At 70.5% G+C, this 23106-nt stretch carries 25 protein-coding genes; 7 read left to right on the top strand and 18 right to left on the bottom strand.

Translation table 11 applies throughout. The annotated features are described in order from the left end of the window. Positions 1-6: 6 nt before the first annotated feature. The 10 genes from J2Y69_RS16385 to J2Y69_RS16340 form a co-directional block, all read right to left on the bottom strand. Entirely contained in the window at positions 7-471 is a 465-nt protein-coding gene (locus J2Y69_RS16385; RefSeq protein WP_310022749.1) for a regulatory protein RecX, read from the bottom strand. A 434-nt stretch (positions 472-905) separates the two neighbouring features. Next, positions 906-1958 carry a recombinase RecA gene (gene recA / locus J2Y69_RS16380; protein WP_310022748.1) on the bottom strand — a complete coding sequence of 351 codons (1053 nt, stop codon included), beginning with the start codon at positions 1956-1958 and terminating at the stop codon, positions 906-908. A 284-nt stretch (positions 1959-2242) separates the two neighbouring features. Next, positions 2243-2467 (bottom strand): DUF3046 domain-containing protein, encoded by a 225-nt coding sequence (locus J2Y69_RS16375; protein ID WP_310022746.1) that lies wholly within the window; start codon positions 2465-2467, stop codon positions 2243-2245. After that, positions 2467-2775 carry a helix-turn-helix domain-containing protein gene (locus tag J2Y69_RS16370; protein WP_310022744.1) on the bottom strand — a complete coding sequence of 103 codons (309 nt, stop codon included), beginning with the start codon at positions 2773-2775 and terminating at the stop codon, positions 2467-2469. Before J2Y69_RS16370 ends, J2Y69_RS16375 begins: the two co-directional genes overlap by 1 nt. A 144-nt stretch (positions 2776-2919) precedes the next feature. Continuing rightward, entirely contained in the window at positions 2920-3417 is a 498-nt protein-coding gene (locus tag J2Y69_RS16365; RefSeq protein ID WP_396653121.1) for a CinA family protein, read from the bottom strand. Then, positions 3414-3995 carry a CDP-diacylglycerol--glycerol-3-phosphate 3-phosphatidyltransferase gene (gene pgsA / locus J2Y69_RS16360; RefSeq protein WP_310022740.1) on the bottom strand — a complete coding sequence of 194 codons (582 nt, stop codon included), beginning with the start codon at positions 3993-3995 and terminating at the stop codon, positions 3414-3416. The genes J2Y69_RS16365 and pgsA overlap by 4 nt, the downstream gene beginning before the upstream one ends. Beyond that, positions 3995-6766 (bottom strand): DNA translocase FtsK, encoded by a 2772-nt coding sequence (locus J2Y69_RS16355; protein WP_310022736.1) that lies wholly within the window; start codon positions 6764-6766, stop codon positions 3995-3997. Before J2Y69_RS16355 ends, pgsA begins: the two co-directional genes overlap by 1 nt. Before the next feature lie 113 nt (positions 6767-6879). Beyond that, positions 6880-8556 (bottom strand): ribonuclease J, encoded by a 1677-nt coding sequence (locus tag J2Y69_RS16350; RefSeq protein WP_310022733.1) that lies wholly within the window; start codon positions 8554-8556, stop codon positions 6880-6882. 61 nt (positions 8557-8617) lie between these two features. Continuing rightward, positions 8618-9595 carry a 4-hydroxy-tetrahydrodipicolinate synthase gene (gene dapA / locus J2Y69_RS16345; RefSeq protein WP_310022731.1) on the bottom strand — a complete coding sequence of 326 codons (978 nt, stop codon included), beginning with the start codon at positions 9593-9595 and terminating at the stop codon, positions 8618-8620. A 28-nt stretch (positions 9596-9623) separates the two neighbouring features. Further along, positions 9624-10070 (bottom strand): EF-Tu/IF-2/RF-3 family GTPase, encoded by a 447-nt coding sequence (locus J2Y69_RS16340; protein ID WP_310022728.1) that lies wholly within the window; start codon positions 10068-10070, stop codon positions 9624-9626. A 57-nt stretch (positions 10071-10127) separates the two neighbouring features. Here J2Y69_RS16340 and J2Y69_RS16335 point away from each other — a divergent pair, with 57 nt between their 5' ends. Beyond that, a complete protein-coding gene (locus J2Y69_RS16335; RefSeq protein WP_310022725.1) occupies positions 10128-10667 on the top strand; it encodes an NUDIX hydrolase in 540 nt (179 codons plus the stop codon). 9 nt (positions 10668-10676) lie between these two features. Here J2Y69_RS16335 and J2Y69_RS16330 read toward each other — a convergent pair whose 3' ends face one another. Genes J2Y69_RS16330 through J2Y69_RS16320 form a run of 3 tightly spaced genes read right to left on the bottom strand, consistent with a single transcriptional unit; the run spans position 10677 to position 12720 of the window. Further along, on the bottom strand, positions 10677-11438 hold the full coding sequence (locus J2Y69_RS16330; protein WP_310022722.1) for an SDR family NAD(P)-dependent oxidoreductase: 762 nt from the start codon (positions 11436-11438) through the stop codon (positions 10677-10679). Beyond that, positions 11438-11914: a dihydrofolate reductase gene (locus tag J2Y69_RS16325; protein ID WP_310022720.1), complete on the bottom strand. Its 477-nt coding sequence runs from the start codon at positions 11912-11914 to the stop codon at positions 11438-11440. The genes J2Y69_RS16330 and J2Y69_RS16325 overlap by 1 nt, the downstream gene beginning before the upstream one ends. After that, positions 11911-12720: a thymidylate synthase gene (locus tag J2Y69_RS16320; RefSeq protein WP_310022717.1), complete on the bottom strand. Its 810-nt coding sequence runs from the start codon at positions 12718-12720 to the stop codon at positions 11911-11913. Before J2Y69_RS16320 ends, J2Y69_RS16325 begins: the two co-directional genes overlap by 4 nt. A 101-nt stretch (positions 12721-12821) precedes the next feature. Between J2Y69_RS16320 and J2Y69_RS16315 the strand changes: the two genes are divergently transcribed. Genes J2Y69_RS16315 through J2Y69_RS16305 form a run of 3 tightly spaced genes read left to right on the top strand, consistent with a single transcriptional unit; the run spans position 12822 to position 14335 of the window. Then, entirely contained in the window at positions 12822-13268 is a 447-nt protein-coding gene (locus J2Y69_RS16315) for a thioredoxin family protein (protein ID WP_310022714.1), read from the top strand. Positions 13269-13287: 19 nt separating this feature from the next. Then, entirely contained in the window at positions 13288-13860 is a 573-nt protein-coding gene (locus J2Y69_RS16310; protein ID WP_310022711.1) for a DUF4395 domain-containing protein, read from the top strand. Between the two features lie 49 nt (positions 13861-13909). Continuing rightward, positions 13910-14335 (top strand): OsmC family peroxiredoxin, encoded by a 426-nt coding sequence (locus J2Y69_RS16305; protein WP_310022709.1) that lies wholly within the window; start codon positions 13910-13912, stop codon positions 14333-14335. A 21-nt stretch (positions 14336-14356) separates the two neighbouring features. Here J2Y69_RS16305 and J2Y69_RS16300 read toward each other — a convergent pair whose 3' ends face one another. Beyond that, complete coding sequence (locus J2Y69_RS16300) at positions 14357-14800, bottom strand: hypothetical protein (RefSeq protein ID WP_310022706.1); 444 nt, start codon at positions 14798-14800, stop codon at positions 14357-14359. A 132-nt stretch (positions 14801-14932) separates the two neighbouring features. On the opposite strand from J2Y69_RS16300, the gene J2Y69_RS16295 reads away from it, so the two are divergent. Both J2Y69_RS16295 and J2Y69_RS16290 read left to right on the top strand, forming a co-directional pair. After that, positions 14933-15940: an ATP-binding cassette domain-containing protein gene (locus J2Y69_RS16295; protein ID WP_310022703.1), complete on the top strand. Its 1008-nt coding sequence runs from the start codon at positions 14933-14935 to the stop codon at positions 15938-15940. After that, positions 15937-16773, top strand: a complete 837-nt coding sequence (locus tag J2Y69_RS16290) for an ABC transporter permease (RefSeq protein WP_310022700.1) — start codon at positions 15937-15939, stop codon at positions 16771-16773. Before J2Y69_RS16295 ends, J2Y69_RS16290 begins: the two co-directional genes overlap by 4 nt. Positions 16774-16829: 56 nt before the next feature. Here J2Y69_RS16290 and J2Y69_RS16285 read toward each other — a convergent pair whose 3' ends face one another. Together J2Y69_RS16285 and dapB are read right to left on the bottom strand one after the other, a co-directional pair. After that, complete coding sequence (locus J2Y69_RS16285) at positions 16830-19991, bottom strand: AfsR/SARP family transcriptional regulator (protein WP_310022698.1); 3162 nt, start codon at positions 19989-19991, stop codon at positions 16830-16832. Then, positions 19988-20734 carry a 4-hydroxy-tetrahydrodipicolinate reductase gene (gene dapB, locus J2Y69_RS16280; RefSeq protein WP_310022696.1) on the bottom strand — a complete coding sequence of 249 codons (747 nt, stop codon included), beginning with the start codon at positions 20732-20734 and terminating at the stop codon, positions 19988-19990. The genes J2Y69_RS16285 and dapB overlap by 4 nt, the downstream gene beginning before the upstream one ends. Positions 20735-20795: 61 nt before the next feature. Between dapB and J2Y69_RS16275 the strand changes: the two genes are divergently transcribed. Then, the gene (locus J2Y69_RS16275) at positions 20796-21260 is read left to right on the top strand and encodes a GNAT family N-acetyltransferase (protein ID WP_310022694.1); all 465 of its coding nucleotides are present in this window, start codon (positions 20796-20798) and stop codon (positions 21258-21260) included. A gap of 43 nt (positions 21261-21303) precedes the next feature. Here J2Y69_RS16275 and J2Y69_RS16270 read toward each other — a convergent pair whose 3' ends face one another. Further along, positions 21304-21906, bottom strand: coding sequence for a histidine phosphatase family protein (locus J2Y69_RS16270; RefSeq protein WP_310022692.1), 603 nt, complete (start codon positions 21904-21906; stop codon positions 21304-21306). A 121-nt stretch (positions 21907-22027) separates the two neighbouring features. Next, positions 22028-23047 (bottom strand): aldo/keto reductase, encoded by a 1020-nt coding sequence (locus J2Y69_RS16265; protein WP_310022691.1) that lies wholly within the window; start codon positions 23045-23047, stop codon positions 22028-22030. Positions 23048-23106: the final 59 nt, after the last annotated feature.

The following is a 23106-nucleotide window of genomic DNA, read 5'->3' as shown; positions in this document are numbered from 1 at the left end:
ACCGCGTCAGTCGCTCTCCTCGAAGCGGACACCGTGCGAGCGACCACCCGATCCACGCCGTGCCTCCCGCATCGCAGTGCGCGCCGCGTTCATCGCCACTCCGCCGCCGTATCCCCGACGAGCGAGCTGCCCGGTCAGACGTCGGAGGGCGGTCTCGTCATCGACGCGGAGGAGGCTCTGGGCCTTCGTCCGCGCGAACTCGAGCGCCCGTTCCTCATCGTCGTCCTCCAGCACGCTCAACGCCTCGTCCGCGATCCCCCGCGGAATGCCGCGCTGAGCGAGCACCCGGCCGATCGCGATCCGCCCCTGGCCCTTGCGCTGAGACCCCGCGGTGACGAGGTACTCCGCCAAAGAGGCGTCATTGAGATAGCCGCGCTCTTCGAAACCCTCGATGACCTCGTCGATCTGCTCGCGCCGGAAGCCCATGCCCCGGAGGAGGTCACGTGCCTCGCTCGACGAGAGCTGCTTCATCCGCAACCGACGGACGAGGGTGTCGGTCGCCGCGGAGATCGACGGCTCCTCCTCGGAATCCGGGGCACCCGCATCGGAAGCCCCCCGGCTTCCCGAGCGGATATCGGTCGGCGGCTGTGCATGCGGTCCGACCGGACGGAGACGCGCACGCTGCGCAGGATGCATCGGCCCGGGCGACCGCTCATCCTCCGCGACCGCTTCGCCCCGAGCCCCGTCCCCTGCCCACGTGGTCCGCCACGTCGCGCCGCTGCCGGAGCGCACCGGCGGCGCCTCCGCGAACTCCTCCTCGTCGTAGCTCGACGATGCAGAAGACGGTGGTATGGAAGACGGCGGCGCGGAAGGAGTGGAAGCCGACGAGCGGCCGAAGAGCGGGATCACGGGGGCGATCCGGTCATCGTCCGATGACCGTCCGCCCCCGCTCTGCCTCGTCATGATCAGGCCGGACGACGCTGGGCGAGCTCATCGCTCGCCGGCTCGACCGGAGCGACCAATGCGCCCACACCCAGCTTCTGCTTGATCTGCGTCTCGATCGCCTCGGCGATGTCGGGGTTCTTGATCAGGAAGTTGCGGGCGTTCTCCTTGCCCTGCCCGAGCTGGTCGCCGTCGTAGGTGTACCAGGCACCCGACTTCTTCACGATGGCGTGCTCCACGCCGAAATCGATCAGGCTGCCTTCCCGGGAGATGCCCGTGCCATACAGGATGTCGAACTCCGCCTGCTTGAACGGCGGAGCCATCTTGTTCTTCACGACCTTGACACGGGTCCGGTTGCCGACGGCCTCCGCGCCGTCCTTCAGCGTCTCGATTCGACGGATGTCGAGACGGACAGAGGCGTAGAACTTCAGCGCCTTACCGCCGGCGGTCGTCTCGGGCGAGCCGAAGAAGACACCGATCTTCTCGCGCAGCTGGTTGATGAAGATCGCCGTGGTCTTGGTCTGGTTCAGCCCACCGGTGAGCTTGCGCAGGGCCTGGGACATCAGACGTGCCTGAAGACCGACGTGGGAATCGCCCATCTCGCCCTCGATCTCGGCGCGAGGGACAAGGGCGGCGACGGAGTCGATGACGACCAGATCGATGGCTCCGGAGCGGATCAGCATGTCGGTGATCTCCAGCGCCTGCTCACCCGTGTCGGGCTGCGAGACGAGCAGCTGGTCGATGTCGACGCCGAGCTTCATGGCGTAGTCGGGGTCGAGCGCATGCTCGGCATCGACAAAGGCCGCGATCCCTCCGGCGCGCTGCGCGTTCGCGATCGCGTGCAGGGTCAGAGTGGTCTTACCCGAGGACTCCGGGCCGTAGATCTCGATGATGCGGCCACGCGGCAGTCCACCGACGCCGAGAGCGACGTCGAGCGCGATGGAGCCGGTGGGGATGACCTCGACCGGAGCGCGGTCATCGCTGCCCAGTCGCATGACCGAGCCCTTTCCGAACTGCTTGTCGATCTGGGCGAGGGCCGATTCCAGGGCCCTTTCACGGTCTGCGGGAGATGGCATGACGTGCTCCTTCGTGCTGGTTTCTGCCGCCTGTAGGCTGTCGCGGCGTCTCCGGGATGGATCAGCTCTCCGACAAGGCGTATGACCTCTCGGTCATGTCGTTCACGGTACGAGGGGCCACCGACATCGGGGGCCCGATCCTTCGATCCGTGGACGACATGCGCTCGATGTCATCTGTGCAGGAGCCTACGTGCTGCTCGAACAGATCTTCGATGACACGCCGAAACACCCCGACTCCCGCTCGAACACGACCGATCGAACGCTCTCGCTCGAACGGAGCACGCTCAGGACCGGCGGGGCTCCAGACGCCCGACACCGTATCGCTTGTTCAGCGGGACATCGGTCTCCGCGCAGAGAGCGGCCCAGATGTCCCGCGGAGGGACGCCGTCCGCGAGGGCGCGGACGGCTGTCCGCCCGCCGAGCTCGCCCAGCACAAGATCCTCGAGGAGGGAGGCCGAGCGCGCGCCGAACTCGTCGTCCACGGCGCGAAGGAACTCGCTTCTGCGCATCAGCGCAGGGTGAGCTCGGGCTCGACCTCGGCGACCAGCTCGTCCGGCACGACGTCGGGGAAGACCTGGATGCCCTCGATCACCGAGATGCGGTCTCCGACCTCACGCATGATGGTCGAGATCGGAACGTCGAGCGCCTCGGCGACCGACGCGAGGATCTCGCTGGAGGCCTCCTTCTGCCCGCGCTCGACCTCGCTGAGGTAACCGAGGGCTACCGACGCCTTGCTGGCGACCTGTCGCAGCGTGCGACCCTTCTGCAGGCGGAAGTCCCGCAGCACGTCGCCGATCTCCTGTCGTACAAGAATCATCGGAACCCCCTCTCCTCATGCTCCGAACCGGCTCTTGCGCCTGGTCGGATGGTCAGTCTAACCCGACCTGATGGAATTGAATCTAGCTTTTCATCCTGTGCTTTGAATGTGAGCACACAGGACTCAACTTCGTCGTGGGCCCGGTTATTCCGCGGTCACCGAGATCAATTCCACGGCGAGGGAGAGCGCGGCCCGGACAGTCGCCGCACGGATCTCCGAGCGGTCCCCGTCGAAGCGGAACGCCCGGCTCGTCACGGCGTCGCCCCAGCTGATCCCGATGTGCACCGTCCCGACCGGCTTCCCGTCCTGCGGGGCGGGGCCGGCAACCCCCGTGGTGGAGATCCCGACGTCCGCCGGGCTTCCCGCCACGCTCAGGGCCGAGCGCACCCCGCGAGCCATCTGCCGTGCGACCTCGGGGTCGACCGCCCCGTTCTCGGCGAGCAGCCGCTCGTCCACCCCGAGCAGGCTGTGCTTCACCGGCGTCGCGTACGCCACGACGGCGCCCCGGAGGACGTCGGACGCTCCAGGCACCGCGACGAGCGCGGCCGACAGCGCGCCGCCCGTCAGCGACTCCGCGATGCCCAGTGTCAATCCGCGCGCACGGAGCAGATCGAGGAACTCGGCGGGCGCGGCGGACACTATGCCTTCCGGTCCTTCCGCGCACCGCTGACCTGCGCGGCGATGTAGTCGATGCCGCTCGCGACGGTCAGCACCAGGGCGAGGAGCATCAGCACGAGGGTCGCGATGCGCCACGGCTCCATGCCGATGAGCACGTGCAGCGGCAGCAGCGCCCAGCCCAGCGCCACCGCCTGGACCACGGTCTTCACCTTGCCCATCCACGCCGCGGCGACGATGTGCTCACGCGCGACGACGAACCGGTGGATCGTGATGCCCCACTCCCGGACCAGGATGATCGCGACGAGCCACCACTGCACCTCGCCGAGGATGGCGAGCCCGATGAAGCCGGCCCCGGTGAGGAGCTTGTCCGCGATCGGGTCCCAGAGCTTGCCGAAGTCGCTGACGAGGTCGAACCTGCGGGCGAGGTAGCCGTCCACCCAGTCCGTGGAGATCGCCAGGATGAACAGGCCCGCCGCCGTCCAGCGCAGACCCGGATGAGGGAGTCCGTCGGCGCCGCCGAGCAGCAGCAGCACGAAGAACACGACCGCGAGCGGGATGCGGGCGATCGTGATCGCGTTGGGGAGCTGGCGCGGGATCGTCATCAGTCGCGACCCGTCAGGCCCCAGGCGTCCTCATCGCCGTCGCCATCCGCCTCGACGACCGGGAGCCCCTGGAACTGCGCGTCCACCGGGTCCGCCCCGTACCGCTCATCCGCCGCCCCGGAGGGCTGCACGGATGCGGGTGTCGACGGCGTCGACGACGGGGGCTGATCACCCCGCAGCTTGGCGATCACGGACGGCAGCTGCTCGGCGGTCACGAGCACGTCGCGGGCCTTCGAGCCCTCCGACGGGCCGACGATCTCCCGCGACTCGAGCAGATCCATGAGCCGGCCGGCCTTCGCGAAGCCGACGCGCAGCTTGCGCTGCAGCATCGAGGTGGACCCGAACTGCGACGAGACCACGAGCTCCGCGGCGGCGAGGAGCAGGTCGAGGTCGTCGCCGATGTCCTCGTCGACCTCCTTCTTGGCGGGAGCCGCTCCCTCCTGGACGTCGGGACGGTACTCCGGGCGCGCCTGGGCGGTGACGTGCTTGACGACCGCGTCGATCTCCTCCTCCTGCACCCATGCGCCCTGCAGGCGGAAGGGCTTGGAGGATCCCATGGGCGAGAAGAGCGCGTCGCCCTGGCCGATCAGCTTGTCGGCGCCGGGGCTGTCCAGGATCACGCGGCTGTCGGTGACGCTCGTGACCGCGAACGCGAGACGGGAGGGCACGTTCGCCTTGATGAGCCCGGTGACGACGTCGACGCTCGGCCGCTGGGTGGCCAGCACGAGATGGATGCCGCTGGCGCGCGCGAGCTGGGTGATGCGCACGATCGAGTCCTCGACGTCGCGCGGGGCGACCATCATGAGGTCCGCGAGCTCGTCGACGACGACGAGGAGGTACGGGTACGGCTTGAGGACGCGCTCGCTGCCCGGGGGGAGGATGACCTCGCCGGCGCGCACGGCGCGGTTGAAGTCGTCGATGTGGCGGAACCCGAACGACGCGAGGTCGTCGTACCGCATGTCCATCTCCTTCACGACCCACTGCAGCGCCTCGGCCGCCTTCTTGGCGTTCGTGATGATGGGGGTGATGAGGTGCGGGACGCCGGCGTAGCTGGTGAGCTCCACCCGCTTCGGGTCGATCAGCACCATCCGCACATCGGCCGGGCGCGCCCGCATGAGCAGGCTCGTGATCATCGAGTTCACGAAGCTCGACTTGCCGGACCCGGTGGAGCCCGCCACCAGGAGGTGGGGCATCTTGGCGAGGTTGGCCACGACGAAGTTGCCGCCGACGTCCTTGCCCACGCCGATCGTGAGGGGGTGGGTGCTCTTCTGTGCCGCCGTCGAGCGCAGGACGTCTCCCAGGGAGACCGTCTCGCGGTCGGCGTTGGGGATCTCGATGCCGATCGCGCTCTTCCCCGGGATCGGGGAGAGGATCCGGACGTCGTTCGAGGCGACGGCGTAGGCGATGTTGTTCGCCAGCTGCGTGATCTTCTCGACCTTGACGCCGTGCCCGACCTCGACCTCGTACTGCGTGACCGTCGGGCCGCGGGAGAAGCCGGTGACCTTGGCGTCCACCTTGAACTGCGTCAGGACGTTCGTGATCTGCTCGACGACGCGGTCGTTCGCCTCGGAGCGCGCGACCGAGGGCGGCCCCGCGGAGAGGACCCCCGGCGAGGGGAGGATGTACGGCGTCACCGGGGCCTGGGGCCCCCGCTCCCCCGGGCCGTCCGTGCCGAACCCGTCGAAGCCGGGCAGCTCGGGCATCTCGCCCGTGTCCGCGCCGTCGTCGAGGAGCGCCGTCGTCTGCTGCTCGGCGAGCGCGTCCGTCATCGAGCGCAGGTCGGAGAGCACCTCGGTCGCCGCGTCATAGGGGTCCTCGTCCCGGATCACGGCCTGGTCGTATGCGGGCGTCTGCTCCTCCGCGGCCACCGGCAGCAGCTCGGTGAGGTCCTGGGAGCCCAACGCAGCCGACGGCACGTCCGGGTCCTCCTCGCGACCGGTCTTGTTACGTCGCCACCAGGGCAGCGCGTCGTCCTTCGTGTCGTCCTTCGCGCTCTCGTCCAATTCGCCCTGCGCCTCGTCCGCCTGCTTCTTCGGCGCACGCTCGGCGTCGAACATCCAGGCGTAGAGGTCGCCGAGACGGGATCCGATCCGGTTCGGCGGGGTCTTGGTGAGGATGAGGACCGCGAGGATCGCGAGGAGGGAGAGGGCCACATAGGCGGCGATCGGCGAGAGGAAGGCGAGCGGCTCGCCCAGCATCCAGCCGAAGAGCCCGCCGGACTCGCTGAGCGCCGGCATCCCCTGCTTGGGCTGCGGGCGGGCGCCGGCGACGTGGCAGACGCCGGCGAGGGCCAGCGTGAACAGCCCGAAGCCGATCCCGATCCGGCCGTTGTCGTGCACCGAGGAGGGGTGCCGGAAGAGCCAGCCCGCGAGGAGGAGCAGCAGGACGGGCATCACGAAGGCGGCGCGCCCGATGAGCCCGCCCACCGAGTAGGCGCTGATCGTGGCCGCCACCTGGTTGCCGATGAAGAACCACTCGGTCACGGCGCCCACGGCGGCGAGGAGCACGAGCAGGAGCGGGAACCCGTCCCTGCGCTGCTCCTTCTCGAGGTTCTCCGGCCCGAACGCCCGGAACAGGCCGCCGACGCCGTGCGCGAGGCCCGTCCAGGCGCGCGCGATCACCGGAGGCTTCTCGACCTCGTCGACGTACTTCTTGGGGGCGGCGGCGCTACGGCGCTTCGGCGCGGATGCAGAACCCGAGCCGGAGCGAGGGCGTGCCGAAGACTTCTCGGACGCGGGACCGCTCTTGGTCGCACTCGTACTCCTGGGCATACTTCCACGCTACGGCCGAGGGCCGACATCGCCCCGCAGTGACGCGGCTTTCCGCCGGTTTTCGGCCTCGCCCCGCGTCCGCGGTGCGAGGCCGAGCCCACGTCCCCGCCCTGCTACGCCTCGATGACGAGGGGGACGATCATCGGCCGACGGCGCAGCTTCTGGTTGACCCAGCGGCCGATCGTCCGACGGACGATCTGCGACAGCGCATGGCTGTCGCGCACGCCGTTGCCCGCCGCCTCCTTGAGCGCGGCGACGATCTTCGGCGCCACGTCCTCGAACACGGAGTCGTCCTCGGCGACGCCCTTGGCGTGGATCTCGGGGCCCGAGATGATGCGGCCGGTCGCGGAGTCGACCACGACGATCACGGAGACGAAGCCCTCCTCGCCCAGGATGCGACGGTCCTTGAGGTCGGCATCGGTGATCTCGCCGACGGTGGAGCCGTCCACGTACACGAACCCGAGGTCGAGCTGGCCGGCGACCCGGGCGATGCCGTCGCGGAGGTCGATCACGGTGCCGTTGGACGCGATGATCGTCCGCTCCTCCGGCACGCCGGTGTCCTGCGCGAGCTTGGCGTTCGCGATCAGGTGGCGGTACTCGCCGTGGACGGGGAGGACGTTCTTGGGCTTCAGGATGTTGTAGCAGTAGAGCAGCTCGCCCGCGGCGGCGTGGCCGGAGACGTGCACCCGCGCGTTCGCCTTGTGCACGACGTTGGCGCCGAGCTTGGTGAGTCCGTCGATCACCCGGTAGACGGCGTTCTCGTTGCCCGGGATCAGGCTGGAGGCGAGGATGACGGTGTCGCCGGGACCCGGCTCGATCGCATGGTCGAGGTTCGCCATGCGGCTGAGCACGGCCATCGGCTCGCCCTGCGATCCCGTCGACATGTAGACGATCTGGTCCTCGGGGAGGTCACGCGCCTTCTTGTAGTCGATGAGGACGTTCTCCGGCACCTTGAGGTATCCGAGGTCCTCGGCGATGGTCATGTTGCGCACCATGCTGCGCCCGAGGAGCGCCACCCGGCGTCCGTGGGCGTGGGCCGCGTCGAGCACCTGCTGCACGCGGTGCACGTGACTGGAGAAGCTCGCGACGATGACCCGGCGGGGGGCCTTGCCGATCACCTGGTCAAGCACCGGACCGATCGAGCGCTCCAGCGGCGTGAAGCCGGGGACGTCGGCGTTGGTGGAGTCCACCAGGAAGAGGTCCAGCCCCTCCTCGCCCAGGCGGGAGAAGGCGCGCAGGTCCGTCAGCCGCCCATCCAACGGCAGCTGGTCCATCTTGAAGTCGCCCGTGGCCAGGACGAGCCCGGCAGGCGTCCGCACCGCGACCGCCAGCGCATCGGGGATCGAGTGGTTGACGGCGATGAACTCCAGGTCGAAGGGACCGAGCTGCTCCCGTCCGCCCTCCTTGACCGTCAGGGTGAAGGGGCGGATCCGGTGCTCCTTCAGCTTCGCCTCGACGAGGGCGAGCGTCAGGCCGGAGCCGATCAGCGGGATGTCCTGCTTCTGGCGCAGCAGGTAGGGGACGGCGCCGATGTGGTCCTCGTGACCGTGCGTCAGCACAACGCCAACGACGTCGTCCAGGCGGTCCTTGATCGGCTCGAAGTCCGGCAGGATCAGGTCGACGCCCGGCTGGTGCTCCTCGGGGAACAGGACGCCGCAGTCGACGATGAGGATCTTCCCGTCGAACTCGAAGATCGTCATGTTGCGGCCGATCTCTCCGAGCCCGCCGAGCGGGGTGACGCGGAGCGTCCCTGCGGCCAGCGGCTCGGGATCGGCGATGGGGGTGGACATGCGGTCTCCTCAGTCGGACACCAGACGTGCCCGTTCGTTGCGTGTCAGCGCCCTGCGGTGTTCAACGGGTGGTCCCGTGCACCTTGGGCAGTGCGCCGCCGGCGGCGGCGTTGCGGTCTGGACGGAAGTCGGAGAAGTCCGCTCCCGGGACGTCCTTGACGAGCGCGAGCTCGTCTTCGATGATGGCGGCTTCCCACTCCTCCGGCCCCACCAGGGGCAGGCGGACGCGCGGGCTGCCGATACGGCCGAGGCCGTGCAGGATGTACTTCGCCGAGACGGTGCCGGGCACGTGCGTCATCGCGGCGCGCACGAGCGGCTCCAGACGCTGGTGCTCGGCGGTCGCCGTGGCGAGGTCGCCGCGGTTCACCGCGTCGACGATCGTCCGATAGGGGGCCGAGGTGATGTTGGCGGTGACGCCGATGAGACCCGTCGCGCCGATCGCGAGATGGGGCAGCACGTTCGCGTCGTCGCCCGAGAAGTACATCAGGTCCGTCTGGTTCAGCACGCGGCTCACCTCGGAGAAGTCGCCCTTGGCGTCCTTCACCGCGAGGATGTTCGGATGCTTCGCGAGCCGGAGGATCGTCTCGTACTTGATCGGCACACCTGTGCGCCCCGGGATGTCGTACAGGATCACCGGCAGATCGGTGGCGTCGGCCACGAGCCGGAAGTGCGTGAGGATGCCCGCCTGCGTCGGCTTGTTGTAGTACGGGGTGACGATCATGATGCCGTCGGCGCCGGCCTTCTCGCTGGCCCGGTAGAGCTCGATGGCGTGCGCGGTCTCGTTCGACCCGCCACCGGTGATGATCTTGGCGCGGCCCGCGGAGACGTCCTTGCCGACCTCGACCAGACGCAGCTTCTCCGCGTCGGTGAGCGTGGAGGTCTCGCCCGTCGTCCCGGTGACGACGATGCCGTCGGCGCCGTCGGTGATCACGCGGTCGATGTGCTTCTCGACAGCGGGCCAGTCGACCTCGCCGTCGGCCGTCATCGGCGTGACGAGCGCGACGAGAACCTGTCCGAAGGGGTTGCCCGTGTGCGTCATGCTCTCAGCGTATCGGGTCGGGCTCCGTTCACGCGGACGGGACCGTCCGCACGATGTCCCCGCGCACGATGTCGTGCTTCCCCGCGAGGAGGAGACCGGCCGACGCGCCCGTCGCTGCCTCGGTCGCACTCCTCCGCAGCATCTCGATCCCCGTGACGCGGGCGGACGCCTGCTGTGCTCCGCCGCGGAGGACGACGACCTGGTCTCCTACGCGCATCGTGCCCGAGACGACCTTCCCCGTCACGACGAGACCGCGTCCCGTGATCGTGAACACGTCCTCGACGGCCAGTTCCGCACCCGGCTCGCCCGCGGCGGACAGCGTCGCAGACGGCACCGTCAGCGTCGGCGTTCCGGCCGTCGCGGAGTCGGAACCGCCGACCATCGCAGCCAGGCGCGCGGACTCCGCCTCGTTGTAGCGGCGCAGCATCTCGCTCGCGTCCTGGGTCTCCTTCTTCCGTCCGAACAGCCAGCCCATGGACCCGATTCTAGGCGGCGCCTCACAGGGCCGATCGGTGCGGCTAGGCTCGCCGGCATGGCCTGGCAGACCCGAGACTCGCGCGTCGTCTACGAGAACCCCTGGATCTCCGTCCGGGAGGACGCGGTCACCGGCCCCGCCGGTGACGGCATCTACGGCGTCGTGACGCTGCGGAACCCCGCCGTCTTCGTCGTCGCCCTCGACGACCAGGACCGGGTCTGCCTCGTGACGGTGGATCGATACACGACCGGACGCTCGGTCGAGGTCCCCGCCGGTGGCACCGACGGGGAGGATCCTCTGACCGCGGCCCGGCGGGAGCTCCTCGAAGAGACCGGTCTGCGAGCGGAGGAATGGACCAGGATCGGCTCGATGAACGCGCTGAACGGCGTGACCGTCGCCCCCGAGCACGTCTTCCTGGCGCGCGGGACGAGCCTGGCCGACGAGGGTGCGCACGGCCAGGCCGACGAGGGCATCGACGGGCTGGAATGGGTGCCGTTCACCGAGGCGGTGCGCATGGTCGCCGACGGGACGATCACCGACGGGGAGACCGTCGCCGCGCTCGCCTACGCGGGCATCCATCTCGGGCGCTTCCGCTGACCGGTCGCCTCAGACGCGTCCGCGGCGCGCCACACCGGCCGTCAGGGACGGGGGCAGGACCTTGGTCAGCGCGACGATCGCCTTGTAGCGCAGGGACGGGACCGAGACGGCCTTGCCGCTCGCGGCGTCGCGCAGGCCTTCACGCACCACGTCCCGTGCATCCAGCCACATCACGGCGGGAACACCCTCGCTCCCCGGCGCGAGCCCCATCCGCTCGTGGAACGTCGTGTGCGTGAAGCCGGGGCACACGGCCGTCACGGAGACCCTGTCGACCGCGTACTCGGCGTTCGCCCACCGGCTGAACCCGATCAGCCATGCCTTGCACGCCGAGTAGGTGGAGCGGGAGATGAAGCCCGCGACCGAGGCGACGTTGACGATCCGCCCACCACGACCGCGCATGACGCCGAGGGCGGCATGCATCAGACGCATCGATGCCTCGACGTGCAGGCGCAGGTGCCGCACCTCGTCGTCGATGTCGTTGTCGGCGAAGTGCAGCGGCAGGCCGAATCCCGCGTTGTTGACGAGGAGGTCGAGCGGGCGGGCGGCGTCGGAGACCCGGCGGACGACCTTCGCGAGCCCGCGCTCGCGGCTGAGGTCGACGGCGAGCACCTCGACCTGGACCCCATGCGCTGTGCGAAGCTCCGCGGCGAGGGCCTCCAGGGCATCCCGGGAACGAGCGACCAGGACGAGGTCGGCGCCCTGCGCCGCGAGCTGCCGGGCGAACTCGGCGCCGAGCCCCGCGCTCGCCCCGGTGATCAGTGCCGTGGGCATCAGCGCTCGTATCCCAGGAAGCGGAAACGGATCCCGGTGCGGGATGTCTGCCACTCCCCCTCGTCGACGAGGTGCCAGCCCGTGCGCGACGGCGCGAACGCGTCTCCCTCGACGTCGAGGTCGAGCTCGGTCACCTCCAGGCGGTCCGCGGAGCCGATCACCTGGCGGAAGATGTCGGCGCCGCCGATGATCCAGACCCGCTCCATGCCCCGCACCGCGTCGGCGACGGTCGACGCCCGGCGAGCGCCGTCGGCCGCCCAGTCCTGCTGGCGCGTGACCACGACGTTCTCCCGCTCCGGGAGCGGCCGGAAGCGCTCGGGCAGCGAGTCCCACGTCTTCCGGCCCATGACCACGGGGGCGGTCATGGTCACCTCCTTGAAGTGCGCGAGGTCCTCCGGGACATGCCACGGCATCCCTCCCGAGGCGCCGATGACCCCGTCACGCGCCTCCGCCCAGACGAGACCGACCCAGGTCATACCGCCACCGCCGCCCTGATCGCGGGGTGGTGCCGATAGTCCTCGACCACGAAGTCCTCATAGGCGTAGTCGAGGATGGAGGCGGGACGCCGCGCGAGGCGCAGCGTCGGAGCCGGATACGGATCTCGGGAGAGCTGCTCGCGCACCTGATCGACATGGTTGTCGTAGATGTGGCAGTCCCCGCCGGTCCACACGAACTCACCGGGCTCGAGACCGGTCTGCTGGGCGACCATGAGGGTGAGCAGGGCGTAGGAGGCGATGTTGAAGGGCACGCCGAGGAACAGGTCGGCGCTGCGCTGGTAGAGCTGGCAGGAGAGCCGCCCGTCGGCGACGTAGAACTGGAACAGCGCATGGCAGGGCGCCAGGGCCATCTCCGGGATGTCCGCCGGGTTCCATGCCGTGACGATGAGGCGGCGCGAGTCCGGCGTCGCCCTGATCTGCTCGATCACCTGCTGGATCTGATCGATGTGCCCGCCGTCCGGCGTCGGCCACGACCGCCACTGCACGCCGTACACCGGTCCGAGCTCGCCATCCGCGTCCGCCCATTCGTCCCAGATCGTGACGCCGTTCTCCTGCAGCCAGCCGACATTGGACTCGCCCCGGAGGAACCAGAGCAGCTCATAGGCGATCGACTTGAAGTGGACCCGCTTGGTCGTGATGAGCGGGAAGCCCTGCGCCAGGTCGAAACGGATCTGCCTGCCGAAGACGCTGGAGGTGCCCGTGCCCGTGCGATCCTCTTTCCGAGTGCCGTGCTCGAGCACATCGCGGAGCAGGTCTTCGTACGGCGTCGGGATCGCTGCGCTCATGACGGCCAGGATACCGGCCATCGCCGACACCCGGCCGAGAGGGCGCGGTCATCGTGCGTCACATCCGCGCCGACACCCGGAACGCGGCGTAGCCTCGGACCATGTCCGTGACCGTCGCCCTCGCCGCGGTCGCCGCGCTGCTCGCCGCGACCGTCGTCCTCGGCGTCCTCCTGAAGAGTCGGGAGGGCGGGCGCCGACGGGGTGCGAAGCGCGGTGCGGAGCTCCGGCTCGCCCCGGCCGACCTCGCCCCCGCCGCGCTCGCGGAACGAGCGACGCTCGTGCAGTTCAGCACCGAGTTCTGCGCGCGCTGCCCGCAGGTGCGCAGGGTGCTCGGCGCCTGGGCCGATGCCCGCGACGGCGTCGCGCACGCCGAGATCGACCTCACGCATCGCCGCGACCTCGCGGCACGCTACGGCGTGCTGTCCACGCCCACCACCCTCCTCGTCGACGGCGACGGCGTCATCCGCGCCCGTTTCCTCGGCGTGCCGAGGCTCGACGCCGTCGCCGATGCGCTCGCCGAGCTCCCCGGCCCCTCGATCAACGCCTGAGCGTCAGGAAAGGTCCCCCATGAGCGCACCGGCAGGCATCGATCCCCGCGGGCCCCGCTTCGGCGCCGCGATCACCTCGGCGCTGCTGCTCGTCGCGACCGTGCTGGGGCTCATCGCAGGACCACCGCAGGCCCCCGCCTTCGGCTGGTTCGCCTACCAGCCGCTCGCGGGTCAGGTGTTCGCTCCGGGCGGAGAGACGTGGACGGCTCTGTACCTCTCCCGGGCTCTGCAGCCGGCCTTCCTCCTCACGCTGGTCATCGCACTCCTGTTCCTGTGGGGCATCGTCTCCGCGCGGACGCATCCCTGGGCTGTGCTCTACCGTTCCGCCGTGCGTCCCCGTCTCGCCCCTCCGACCGAGCTGGAGGACCCGCGTCCGCCGCGATTCGCCCAGGGAGTCGGCCTGTTCGTGGTCACGGTCGGCCTGGTCCTGCACCTGCTCGCCGTCCCGTGGGCGCTGCCGATCGCGACGGCCGCGGCGTTCGTCGCCGCGTTCCTCAACGCCGTGTTCGGCCTCTGCCTCGGCTGTCAGCTCTACCTCGTCCTGCAGCGGGCCGGAGTCCTGGGGCGCAACGGTTCCTCCGCAGCGGCCTGATCGCTAGGCTGGCTGCTGACACCCCGTCCCATTCCCCGGAGGAGCCGACATGCCCGTCACGAGTGAAGCAGCAGCCACCTGGACCGGAAGCCTCACCGAGGGATCGGGGAACGTCTCGTTCTCCTCGTCGCACCTGGGCACGTTCCCCCTCGACTGGAAGGCCCGTTCCGAGGGGTCGGAGACCACCACCACGCCTGAGGAGCTCATCGCCGCCGCGCACTCCTCCTGCTTCAGCATGGCGCTCTCGCACGCCCTCGCCGGCAACGGCACCCCGCCGGAGCGCGTGGACACGACCGCCTCGGTCACCTTCAAGCCGGGCACCGGGATCACCGGCAGCCACCTGAACGTCAACGCGATCGTTCCCGGCATCGACGCGGAGACGTTCCAGCGCATCGCCGAGGAGGCGAAGGCGGGCTGCCCGGTCTCCCAGGCCCTCGCCGGCATCGAGATCACCCTCGAGGCCACGCTCGCCTGAGCGCTCCTCGCCTGAGCGGCGTCAGCGCGAGGCCTTCTCCACACGGATCGCCTCGCGGACGCTCGCCCTGGCGGCGCGGCGGTTCCCCGTCGCGTCCTGAACGATCCCGAGCCTGAGCCGGGCACGCCAGTCCGCAGGCTCGGCCTCGGCGTCGGACGTGTAGCGATGCAGCAGCGCCGGCGCGTCCTCCTTGTCGACCCGGCCGCTGGGCGTCAGCCCCACCTCGTCGTCCGGCAGCCGCCCCTCGACGCGGAGGATGCGCGTGAGTCGATCGGCGGCCAGGCCGAACTGGATCTCCCGCACGAGCGCCCAGATGCCGATGAGCGGCAGCACGATGAGGGCGACCCCCATCGTGATGGCGATCGGGGTCCCGGTCGCGAGCAGGGCGATCGCGCGCTGCCCCGCGAGGAGGATGTACAGCGTGAGGCAGACGGCCATCACGATCACGCCGATGCGGGAACCCATCCCTCGATCCTAGGCGTCCGAGCGGCGCGCGCCCGCGCGACCGCGCGCCTCGAAGCGCCGGCGACAGCCGGTGACAGTGCCATGACAGCGCACCGACAGCGCGGTGACAGCGCTCGGGGCGAGGCTCATGCCATGACGAATTCCACCACCGACTGGGCCGTTGAGGCCGACGGGCTCGTGAAGGTGTTCGGCGAGAACCGCGCAGTCGACGGCGTCGATCTGCGGGTCCGCACCGGCACCGTCTACGGCGTCCTCGGCCCGAACGGCGCCGGCAAGACCACCACCATCAACATGCTCGCGACGCTGATGCGTCCGGACGGCGGCTCCGGCCGCATCTTCGGGCACGACGTCGTCCGCGAGGCGCAGATCGTGCGACAGCTCATCGGCGTCACCGGGCAGTTCGCCTCGGTGGACGAGACGCTGTCCGCCTCCGAGAACCTCATGATCTTCTCCCGTCTGCTGGGCCTCTCACGCGCGGAGGCCCGCCGAAAGTCGGCCGAACTCCTCGACCGTTTCGCACTCTCCGAGGCGGCGAAGCGCCCGCTGAAGGACTTCTCCGGAGGCATGCGCCGCCGACTCGACCTCGCCGCGTCCCTCATCGCCCAGCCGCCGCTCATCTTCCTCGACGAGCCGACCACGGGCCTGGACCCCCGCACCCGCGGGCAGATGTGGGACACGATCCGTGAGCTGGTGAAGACCGGCTCGACCGTGCTGCTGACCACTCAGTACCTGGACGAAGCCGATCAGCTCGCCGATCGCATCGCGGTGATCGACCGCGGCCGGGTCGTCGCCGAGGGCACCGCCGACGAGCTGAAGGCCTCGGTGGGCACCTCCTCGCTGCATCTGCGGCTGGAGCACGCCGTCGACAACGAGGACGCCCTCCGTGTGATCGAGCAGGTGCTCGGCGTTCCCGGCACGCTCTCCCCCGAGGCCTCCCGCATCACCGCGCCGATGGCGGACGCGGACCGCCTGGCCGATCTCCTGATCACCCTGCGGGAGGCCGGCATCCACCTGGCCGAGATGAGCGTCCAGAAGCCGACGCTCGACGAGGTCTTCCTCACCATCACGGGCAGCCCCGCCACAGGCGGGTCCGCCGACGAGGCCGCTGCGGCCCAGACCAAGGAGGAGGTGCGCGCATGAGCGCTCTCGCACCCGCGCCGACGCGCGACCGAATCATCCCCGCGAGCGAGCGACGGCTCAAGAACTACGCGGGCATCGGCCAGACCGTGCGGAACACCCTGACGATGGCTGGTCGCGGTCTCGTGAAGATCCGCCGCACGCCCGAGCAGCTGTTCGACGTGACGCTTCAGCCCATCCTGTTCACGCTGATGTTCACCTACATCTTCGGCGGGGCGATCTCGGGCGACGTGGCGTCCTATCTCCCGGTGATCATCCCGGGGATCCTCGTCCAGACCGTGATCACCACCTCCGTCGTCACCGGCACCCAGCTGCGCGAGGACATGGACAAGGGCGTGTTCGACCGGTTCCGCTCGCTGCCGATCGCGCGCATCGCCCCGCTGTCCGGTGCGCTGCTGGCCGACACCGTCCGCTACGGGATCGCGACCGTCCTCACGTTCGTGATGGGCTACATCATGGGGTTCCGCCCGGCGGGCGGCCTCGGCTCCGTGATCGTCGCGGCGATCCTGGTGATCCTGTGCTCCTGGGCGGTGAGCTGGATCTTCGCCTTCTTCGGCGTCATCGCACGGACCGCCTCCAGCGTTCAGGGCATCTCGATGATCATCCTGTTCCCGCTGACGTTCCTCTCCAACGCGTTCGTCCCCGTCGACACGATGCCGGTCTGGCTGCAGTGGTTCGTGAACATCAACCCCGTCTCCCATCTGGTGACGGCCGTCCGCGATCTGGTCAACACCGGCACGATCGGCGTCGACCTGTGGATCTCGCTGCTGGGAGCCGCAGTGATCGTCGCGGTGTTCGCGCCGCTGACGGTGCGCGCCTACATGCGCCGGGCCTGAGCAGGTACCGAGAGGGGCGATCGCGACCGGCGATCGCCCCTCCTCGCGTCTCGCCTCTAGCCGCGCGGGTCGAGGAGGGCGTAGCCGCGGACGATCCGCTCCGGCGGTGACAGCGTCGCCACCTCCGCGCGCGCCTTCTCCACCGCATCATCGCCGACGAGCCGTCGTGCCCTGTCGAAGTGCTCCGCGAGCCGCATGCTCGGCATGTCCTGCCTCGCCCCCAGCGCCTCGGCGATCGCGAGCGCCTCCAGTCCGCTCCCCTGCAGCCCCGGCCGCGTGAGCGCCCAGGCGGACCAGCCCAGGAGCACGGTGCCCAGCACCGGACGATCGACGACGTCCGGACGCAGCCGGTAGCCCGCGACGGCCCGCCCGCGGAGCCGGCGCACCCAGCGGTCGAGGATCACCGGATCCAGGTCCAGATCGTGCGCCCCCGCCGTGATGTAGCCCGCGACCGCCATGAGATACCACGGCGAACGGCGCTGGTCGTTGGTGCGGAACATCGCCATCGCGCGCTGATACGCCTCGGCGGTCTCCTCGAGCTCGCCCGCGAGTCGATGGGCCTCGGCGAGGCCGTACCAGCCGATCGCCCCCATCTCCAGGCCGTCCTGGGCGAGCTCCCCGGTCTGTGTCAGATCGGTGAACAGCGCCCTCGCCTCCGCGGATCGATCGAGTCCCAGAAGGATGCCGCCACGGAGCCACTGCATCTGCCGCAGCTGGTCCGTCGCGTCATAGGCCAGGAACCCCTCCTCCGCGCGCGCGGTCCAGACCATCGCCTCGGCGGGCCTGGCCGACTGGCTGGAGAGCTGCGCCGCGGCGTCGGCGGCCATCGCGGCCGTCCATGGCTCCCCGAGCTCCCGCGCGTGCTCCCAGGCCTCCACCGCCGCGGTCATCGCGAGCTCCGGCTCGCCGAGGTTCTCCGCGAAGTGCGCGATCAGCACCTCTCCGGCAAGACGCGCACGGGTGTCCTGAGACGCCCTCAGCCCGTCGAGGACCGCGCCCACCTCCGACTCCCTGGACGCGACCGCCATGACCGTGACCAGTCCCCGCCACGCAGGACTCATCCGGCTCCCGGCCGTCCGCTCCAGCGCCCGGAGCGCCGCCAGTCCGCGCAGGCCCCGGGGATCCTCGACGATCAGGCAGCCGACGGTGGCCACCGTCATGGTCATCGCGATCGCCTCCAGCGGGACCTCGTCGACCGGGACCGTGCGCGCGGCCGCGAGGACGGCCCCGCTGACGCCGATCAGCTCGCTGTAGGCGCCGCGCATGAACCAGGACTGCCCGAGCACGGCGAACAGCTTCACGACGTCGGCGGCATCCCCCGATTCGAGGAGTCGCCGAAGCACCATCACGAGGTTGTCGTGCTCCGCACCGACCTCGCGATGCGCCGCGGGGCTCAGCGCGCCCGGGAACGAGAGCCCGTGCCGCGCATGGTCCTCGGCGAACGCCCGTGCCCAGCCGAGCACCGCGTCCCACCCGGCCGACTCCGCGTCGGCGCCGGCGGCGGCCAGCCGGTTGAGGCCGAACTCCCGCACGGTCTCGAGCATCCGGAAGCGCACCCGTGCATCCCGGGTCTCGGAGACGACGAGCAACGACTGCTCGGCGAGGCGGTCCATCAGGTCGTCGACGGAACGGCCGAGCACCGCCGCCGCCGTCGCGGCCGAGAAGCCGCCCGGCAGCAGCGACAGCACCGTGAGGGCGTGCTGCGCCTCCTCATCGACCAGGTCCCAGCTCCAGGCGATCACGGCCTCGAGCGTGCGATGGCGCTCCGGTGCGGTCCTGTCGCCGCTCGTGAGGAGCGCGAACCGGTCCTGCAGACGCGACTCGATCTGCTCCGGCGTCATGGTGCGCACGCGCGCCGCGGCGAGCTCGATCGCGAGCGGCAGACCGTCCAGATGCGCACAGAGCCTGGCAAGGACCATCGGATCCAGGGACGCGTCCGGTCGCGCCGCCCGCGCCCGCTCCAGGAACAGCCGCACGGCTGGCGCCTCGGGATCGACCGCGATCGTGAGCGGCGGGAGCGGGAGGACGTGCTCCGCGGCGATCGCCAACGGGGATCGGCTGGTGGCGAGGATGCTCAGCGTCGGGACCGCGGCGAGCAGGTCGGCCGCCCAGTCGGCCACCCCGTCGATCACCTGCTCGCAGTTGTCCAGCACGAGGAGCGTGGCACGGTCCGCGAGGGCCGCGGTGATCCGGGCCCGCAGATCGGGCCAGGACCGCGGCTCGGAGAACCGCCCGCCCGGCGTCGCCTCGCTGATCCCGAGTGCGGCGCCGATCGCGAGCGGCACGTCGGCGTCCGCGCGCACGCCGGCCAGCGGGACGAAGACCACGACGGGCGTCTCCACGGCCGCGGCGACCGCCTGCGCCATCCTGGTTTTGCCGAGACCGCCCACCCCGAGGATGGTGACGAGACGGACGCGGCCGATCAGAGCGATCGCCTCGGCGAGGACCCGGTCGCGACCGATGAGATCGTTCGGGGCCGCGCGCAGCCCGACGCGCACACGCGGCGCCTCCTGGTCACGGAGGAGGCGGGCGTTCAGCTCCGTCAGCGTCGAGCCGGGCGAGCTGCCGAGCACGTCCCGGAGGCGGGCGCGGAAGGTGCCGTACACCGCGATCGCATCGGCGGTGCGGGATGCGGCCACGAGTGCGGACATCAGCCCGAGATGGACCGCCTCGTCGAGCGGACGCGCATCGGCGAGCGCCTCGAAGGCCATGACCGCCTCGGTGTGCCGACCGGCGTCGGCGAGCGCTCCCGCTCTGGCCGCGCGGATCTCCGCCCGCAGGCCCGCCGCCTCGTCATCGAGGACCTGGGCGATCGGGGCATCCCCCAGATCCGCCCCCGGCTCCCCCCGCCAGAGGCCGAGTGCCTCATCGAGCAGATCGAGTCGTCGGGGACGGCCCGCCTCCGCCGCGTCCCGGAGCAGGGAACGCGCGCGATCGAGGTCCGTCTCCGCCGACAGCGCGTACCCGCCGGGAGCGCTCACGACGAGGTCTCCGCCTCCCGCGGCCCGCAGCCGTGAGATCAGCGTCTGCACGGCGCCGCGTGGATTCTGCGGCTGATCCTCACCCCAGATGTCGTCGGCGAGCGCCGCGACCGACCGCGCGCTCCCCGGTCGGTCCGTCCCGACGACGAGCGCGGCGATGAGAGCGCGGGTCGCTGCCCCTCCGGCGTCGTGTCCCGCCACCTGCACCGGGCCGAGCACGCCGATGCGAACGGTCATACGGGCGGACGGATGCCGAGGTCGATGACGTTCTCGAGCCCGACGATCACGCCCTTCGCATCCCGGGCGAAGGGCAGCGCGAGCCGGATCCCCGGCGCGTAGGCCTCGGCAGAGTCGATCGTGTCGTGGATGATCCGCAACGACTCGCCGGCACCGGAGAGGATGACCTCCTGCTCGGCGACCACGCCGGGCCGGCGCAGGGAGTGGATCGGGACGCCGGCGACCTGCTGTCCGCGGGCCCCCTGATCGACATGCGGCGCGTCCACGGGACCCTGGCCCGCCCTGGCGCCGGCGATGAGCTCCGCGGTGCGGACCGCTGTGCCGCTGGGCGAGTCGATCTTGGTGTGCCGATGTGCCTCGACGATCTCGGCGGAGGGGAAGAACGGCGCGGCGAGGGCGGCCAGGGCCGTGCCGAGGGCCGACCCGAGAGAGAAGTTCGGGATGAACACGGCGCCGGTCCCCGCCGACTCGACGAGCGGGCGTACCAGCGCGATCCGTTCCGCCGACCATCCGGAGGTGCCGACCAGCACGTTCGCGCCCCGCTCGATCGCGCCGCGGACGACGTCCACGCTCACGGAGGGGATGGAGGCGTCGACGACGAGGTCCGCGCCGTCGAGCTCGTCGATGTCGCTGCGCGAGCTGAGCACGGCGTGCAGCGCGAAGCCGTCGAGCCCGTCGATCACCGTGCGGATGATCGCGCCGAGCTTGCCGGTTCCGCCCACGAGGGCAACGCGCGTCGTCATGCCTTGATTCTATTCAGCGCGGCGGCGGCGACCCGCGGCGCGCCCGGCGTAGCGTCGGAGAATGGTCACATTCCATCCGGTGTCGCCGATCGATCCGTCGGCGCGGGAACTCCTCACCGAGTACTTCGCGGCCCGTGCCGCCGAGTTCCCCGGCGGCACCTACTCACCGGTCTTCCCCGGGGCGAACGCCTTCGCCCCGCCCGACGGCGTTCTGCTGCTCGTCCGCGACGGCGAGCGGATCGTGGGGTGCGGCGGCATCCGGCGGCTCCCCGGCGACGCCGTCCGCTTCGAGGTCAAGCACGTGTTCCTGCGAGCCGAGACCCGCGGACGCGGCTGGGGACGGCTGCTCCTGGACGAGCTGGAGAGCCGGGCACGGGAGTGGGGCGCTCAGGATCTGGTCCTCGACACCCACCACACCCTGGAGGCGGCGGGTCATCTCTATCGTCGAAGCGGCTACGTCGAGATCGAGCCCTACAACGACAACCCGAACGCGACCCGCTGGTACCGCAAGGCGCTCTCCCCCTGAGCCCTCGCCCCTCACCAGGCGGGTGCTGTGCGGAGGGGCGGGGTCAGACCGGGAGGAGGTCGGGCATGCCGGTGCGCAGCTCGAAGGGCAGGTGGCCGAGGTCGTTGTGCGCGACGAGGCTCCACGGACGCCCCTGCTTCTGCGCGATCACGGTCAGCCCGCAATGGGCCTGGTTAAGGGTCATCCAGCGCCAGTCGGGGGCCTCGATCACCTCGCGGACGAACCACGAGATCACGAAGTTGTGCGTGATGAGGACCTCGTGGGCGTCCCCGGGCTTGCGCACCAGGAACTCACTGACGGCATCGCCCATCTGCGCGCGTCCCGCCTCGATCTCGGCCTCCGTGACCGAGCCGAAGAACGGCTCGAAGACGGCCGGGGTGTCCTCCGTCATCCCCGTCGGGACGCAGTCAAAGAGGAGCGCCGAGGGCTGGGCGGGCACCGCGGGCAGCCGTTCCGCGATCGCACGGGCGGTCTCCGCGGCGCGAAGGAGCGGCGAGTGCCAGATCGCGTCGAGCGCGAGACCGGAGAGCCGATCCGCGATCAGCTCGGCCTGACGCCGTCCGCGGGGAGAGAGAGGACCGTCGTCGACGCCGTGCTCGGCGTCCTGATGTTCACCGTGTCTGACCAGATAGATGTAGTGCGTCACAACCGCTCGCTTCGTCGCCGACGCTGGTGTCGGAGCCATTTCAGCCTACGCCACGGCCTCCGCGACGTCAGGGGCCCCGTCACACGGCGAGACCCTCCGGACCTTGACCCGTGTCTCCGGATCAGGCCGCCGCGCGCGCCAGCTCGGCGAGCTGCGCACGGCTCAGGGACACGCCGGCGCCCTGGATGAGCTCTTCGACGTGCTCGGTGGAGAAGGCGTTCACGATCGGCGCCGTGATCGTCCGCTGCGCGAGCAGCCAGGCGACCGCGACCGCGGCGACCGGCACCTGCAGCTCGTTCGCGACGAGGTCCAGCGCACGGAGCACCTTGATGCCTCGCCGGTTGATGTTGCTGCGCAGCTGCATGCCCCGCACTCCGTTGAGCGCCTGCTTCGAGCGGTGACGACCGGAGAGGAATCCGTGCTCGAGCGCGTGCGACGGCGTGACGGCGAGCCCCTGGGCCCCCGCGACGAGGCGAAGGTCGCCCTCGTAGGGCTCCCTGCGGAGCAGGTTGTACGGCTCGTCGAGCACCTCGATCCGCGGGTAGCCGGCCGAGGCGAGGATCCGCGCCTCGACGAGGCGCTCCGGCGAGAAGCCGAAGGCGCCCAGCGCACCGACCTTGCCGGTCTCGGTCAGCCATTCCGTCGTGGCGAGCGTGTCTTCGAGAGCGCTGCCGTCGTCGAGGCTGCCGTCGAGGTAGAGCACGTCGATCCGCTCGACACCCAGCCGGGTGAGCGAGCTCTCGACGGCGCGGACGAGGTTGACCGATCCGATGCCCGGGTTGTCCGGGTGCGCGCCGACCCGGACGCCGAGCACGAAGTCGTCGCGGCAGCCCCGGCTGTGCAGCCACTGGCCGATGATGTACTCGCTGCGCCCGGCGGCGAAGCTGTCGGCGGTGTGCACGGCGTTGCCGCCGAACTCCGCATAGCGGTCGAGGATCGCGTTGCTCGTCGCCGTATCGGTGTTCCAGCCGAACTCGGCGCCGCCGAGCATCAGCGGGAAGGCCGAGACGCCCGTCTCGCCGAGCGGGACGCGGATCTGCGTGCCGATGCCCGGTCCCACCACCGGGATCGGAGCGGACGGATGACCGGCGGGCTCGACGCGCTCCGCAGGACCCACTGTCCCGACACCGAAAAGACGCATGCTCTCACCCCCGAAACGCTTGCGTTTTGTCCACACCCAGGTGCGTACTTAGAGAGTAA

The sequence above is a fragment of the Microbacterium resistens genome (assembly GCF_031456305.1).
In the GTDB taxonomy this organism is placed as follows: Bacteria; Actinomycetota; Actinomycetes; order Actinomycetales; family Microbacteriaceae; genus Microbacterium; species Microbacterium resistens_A.
This window is presented reverse-complemented; position numbering and strand designations above follow the sequence as displayed.

Excerpts from the sequence above, each read along its gene's own strand:
- J2Y69_RS16385 (WP_310022749.1), bottom strand. The coding sequence starts at position 471 with ATGAAGCAGCTCTCGTCGAGCGAGGCACGTGACCTCCTCCGGGGCATG.
- recA (WP_310022748.1), bottom strand. The coding sequence starts at position 1,958 with ATGCCATCTCCCGCAGACCGTGAAAGGGCCCTGGAATCGGCCCTCGCC.
- J2Y69_RS16375 (WP_310022746.1), bottom strand. The coding sequence starts at position 2,467 with ATGCGCAGAAGCGAGTTCCTTCGCGCCGTGGACGACGAGTTCGGCGCG.
- J2Y69_RS16370 (WP_310022744.1), bottom strand. The coding sequence starts at position 2,775 with ATGATTCTTGTACGACAGGAGATCGGCGACGTGCTGCGGGACTTCCGC.
- pgsA (WP_310022740.1), bottom strand. The coding sequence starts at position 3,995 with ATGACGATCCCGCGCCAGCTCCCCAACGCGATCACGATCGCCCGCATC.
- J2Y69_RS16355 (WP_310022736.1), bottom strand. The coding sequence starts at position 6,766 with ATGCCCAGGAGTACGAGTGCGACCAAGAGCGGTCCCGCGTCCGAGAAG.
- J2Y69_RS16350 (WP_310022733.1), bottom strand. The coding sequence starts at position 8,556 with ATGTCCACCCCCATCGCCGATCCCGAGCCGCTGGCCGCAGGGACGCTC.
- dapA (WP_310022731.1), bottom strand. The coding sequence starts at position 9,595 with ATGACGCACACGGGCAACCCCTTCGGACAGGTTCTCGTCGCGCTCGTC.
- J2Y69_RS16340 (WP_310022728.1), bottom strand. The coding sequence starts at position 10,070 with ATGGGCTGGCTGTTCGGACGGAAGAAGGAGACCCAGGACGCGAGCGAG.
- J2Y69_RS16335 (WP_310022725.1), top strand. The coding sequence starts at position 10,128 with ATGGCCTGGCAGACCCGAGACTCGCGCGTCGTCTACGAGAACCCCTGG.
- J2Y69_RS16330 (WP_310022722.1), bottom strand. The coding sequence starts at position 11,438 with ATGCCCACGGCACTGATCACCGGGGCGAGCGCGGGGCTCGGCGCCGAG.
- J2Y69_RS16325 (WP_310022720.1), bottom strand. The coding sequence starts at position 11,914 with ATGACCTGGGTCGGTCTCGTCTGGGCGGAGGCGCGTGACGGGGTCATC.
- J2Y69_RS16320 (WP_310022717.1), bottom strand. The coding sequence starts at position 12,720 with ATGAGCGCAGCGATCCCGACGCCGTACGAAGACCTGCTCCGCGATGTG.
- J2Y69_RS16315 (WP_310022714.1), top strand. The coding sequence starts at position 12,822 with ATGTCCGTGACCGTCGCCCTCGCCGCGGTCGCCGCGCTGCTCGCCGCG.
- J2Y69_RS16310 (WP_310022711.1), top strand. The coding sequence starts at position 13,288 with ATGAGCGCACCGGCAGGCATCGATCCCCGCGGGCCCCGCTTCGGCGCC.
- J2Y69_RS16305 (WP_310022709.1), top strand. The coding sequence starts at position 13,910 with ATGCCCGTCACGAGTGAAGCAGCAGCCACCTGGACCGGAAGCCTCACC.
- J2Y69_RS16300 (WP_310022706.1), bottom strand. The coding sequence starts at position 14,800 with ATGGGTTCCCGCATCGGCGTGATCGTGATGGCCGTCTGCCTCACGCTG.
- J2Y69_RS16295 (WP_310022703.1), top strand. The coding sequence starts at position 14,933 with ATGACGAATTCCACCACCGACTGGGCCGTTGAGGCCGACGGGCTCGTG.
- J2Y69_RS16290 (WP_310022700.1), top strand. The coding sequence starts at position 15,937 with ATGAGCGCTCTCGCACCCGCGCCGACGCGCGACCGAATCATCCCCGCG.
- J2Y69_RS16285 (WP_310022698.1), bottom strand. The coding sequence starts at position 19,991 with ATGACCGTTCGCATCGGCGTGCTCGGCCCGGTGCAGGTGGCGGGACAC.
- dapB (WP_310022696.1), bottom strand. The coding sequence starts at position 20,734 with ATGACGACGCGCGTTGCCCTCGTGGGCGGAACCGGCAAGCTCGGCGCG.
- J2Y69_RS16275 (WP_310022694.1), top strand. The coding sequence starts at position 20,796 with ATGGTCACATTCCATCCGGTGTCGCCGATCGATCCGTCGGCGCGGGAA.
- J2Y69_RS16265 (WP_310022691.1), bottom strand. The coding sequence starts at position 23,047 with ATGCGTCTTTTCGGTGTCGGGACAGTGGGTCCTGCGGAGCGCGTCGAG.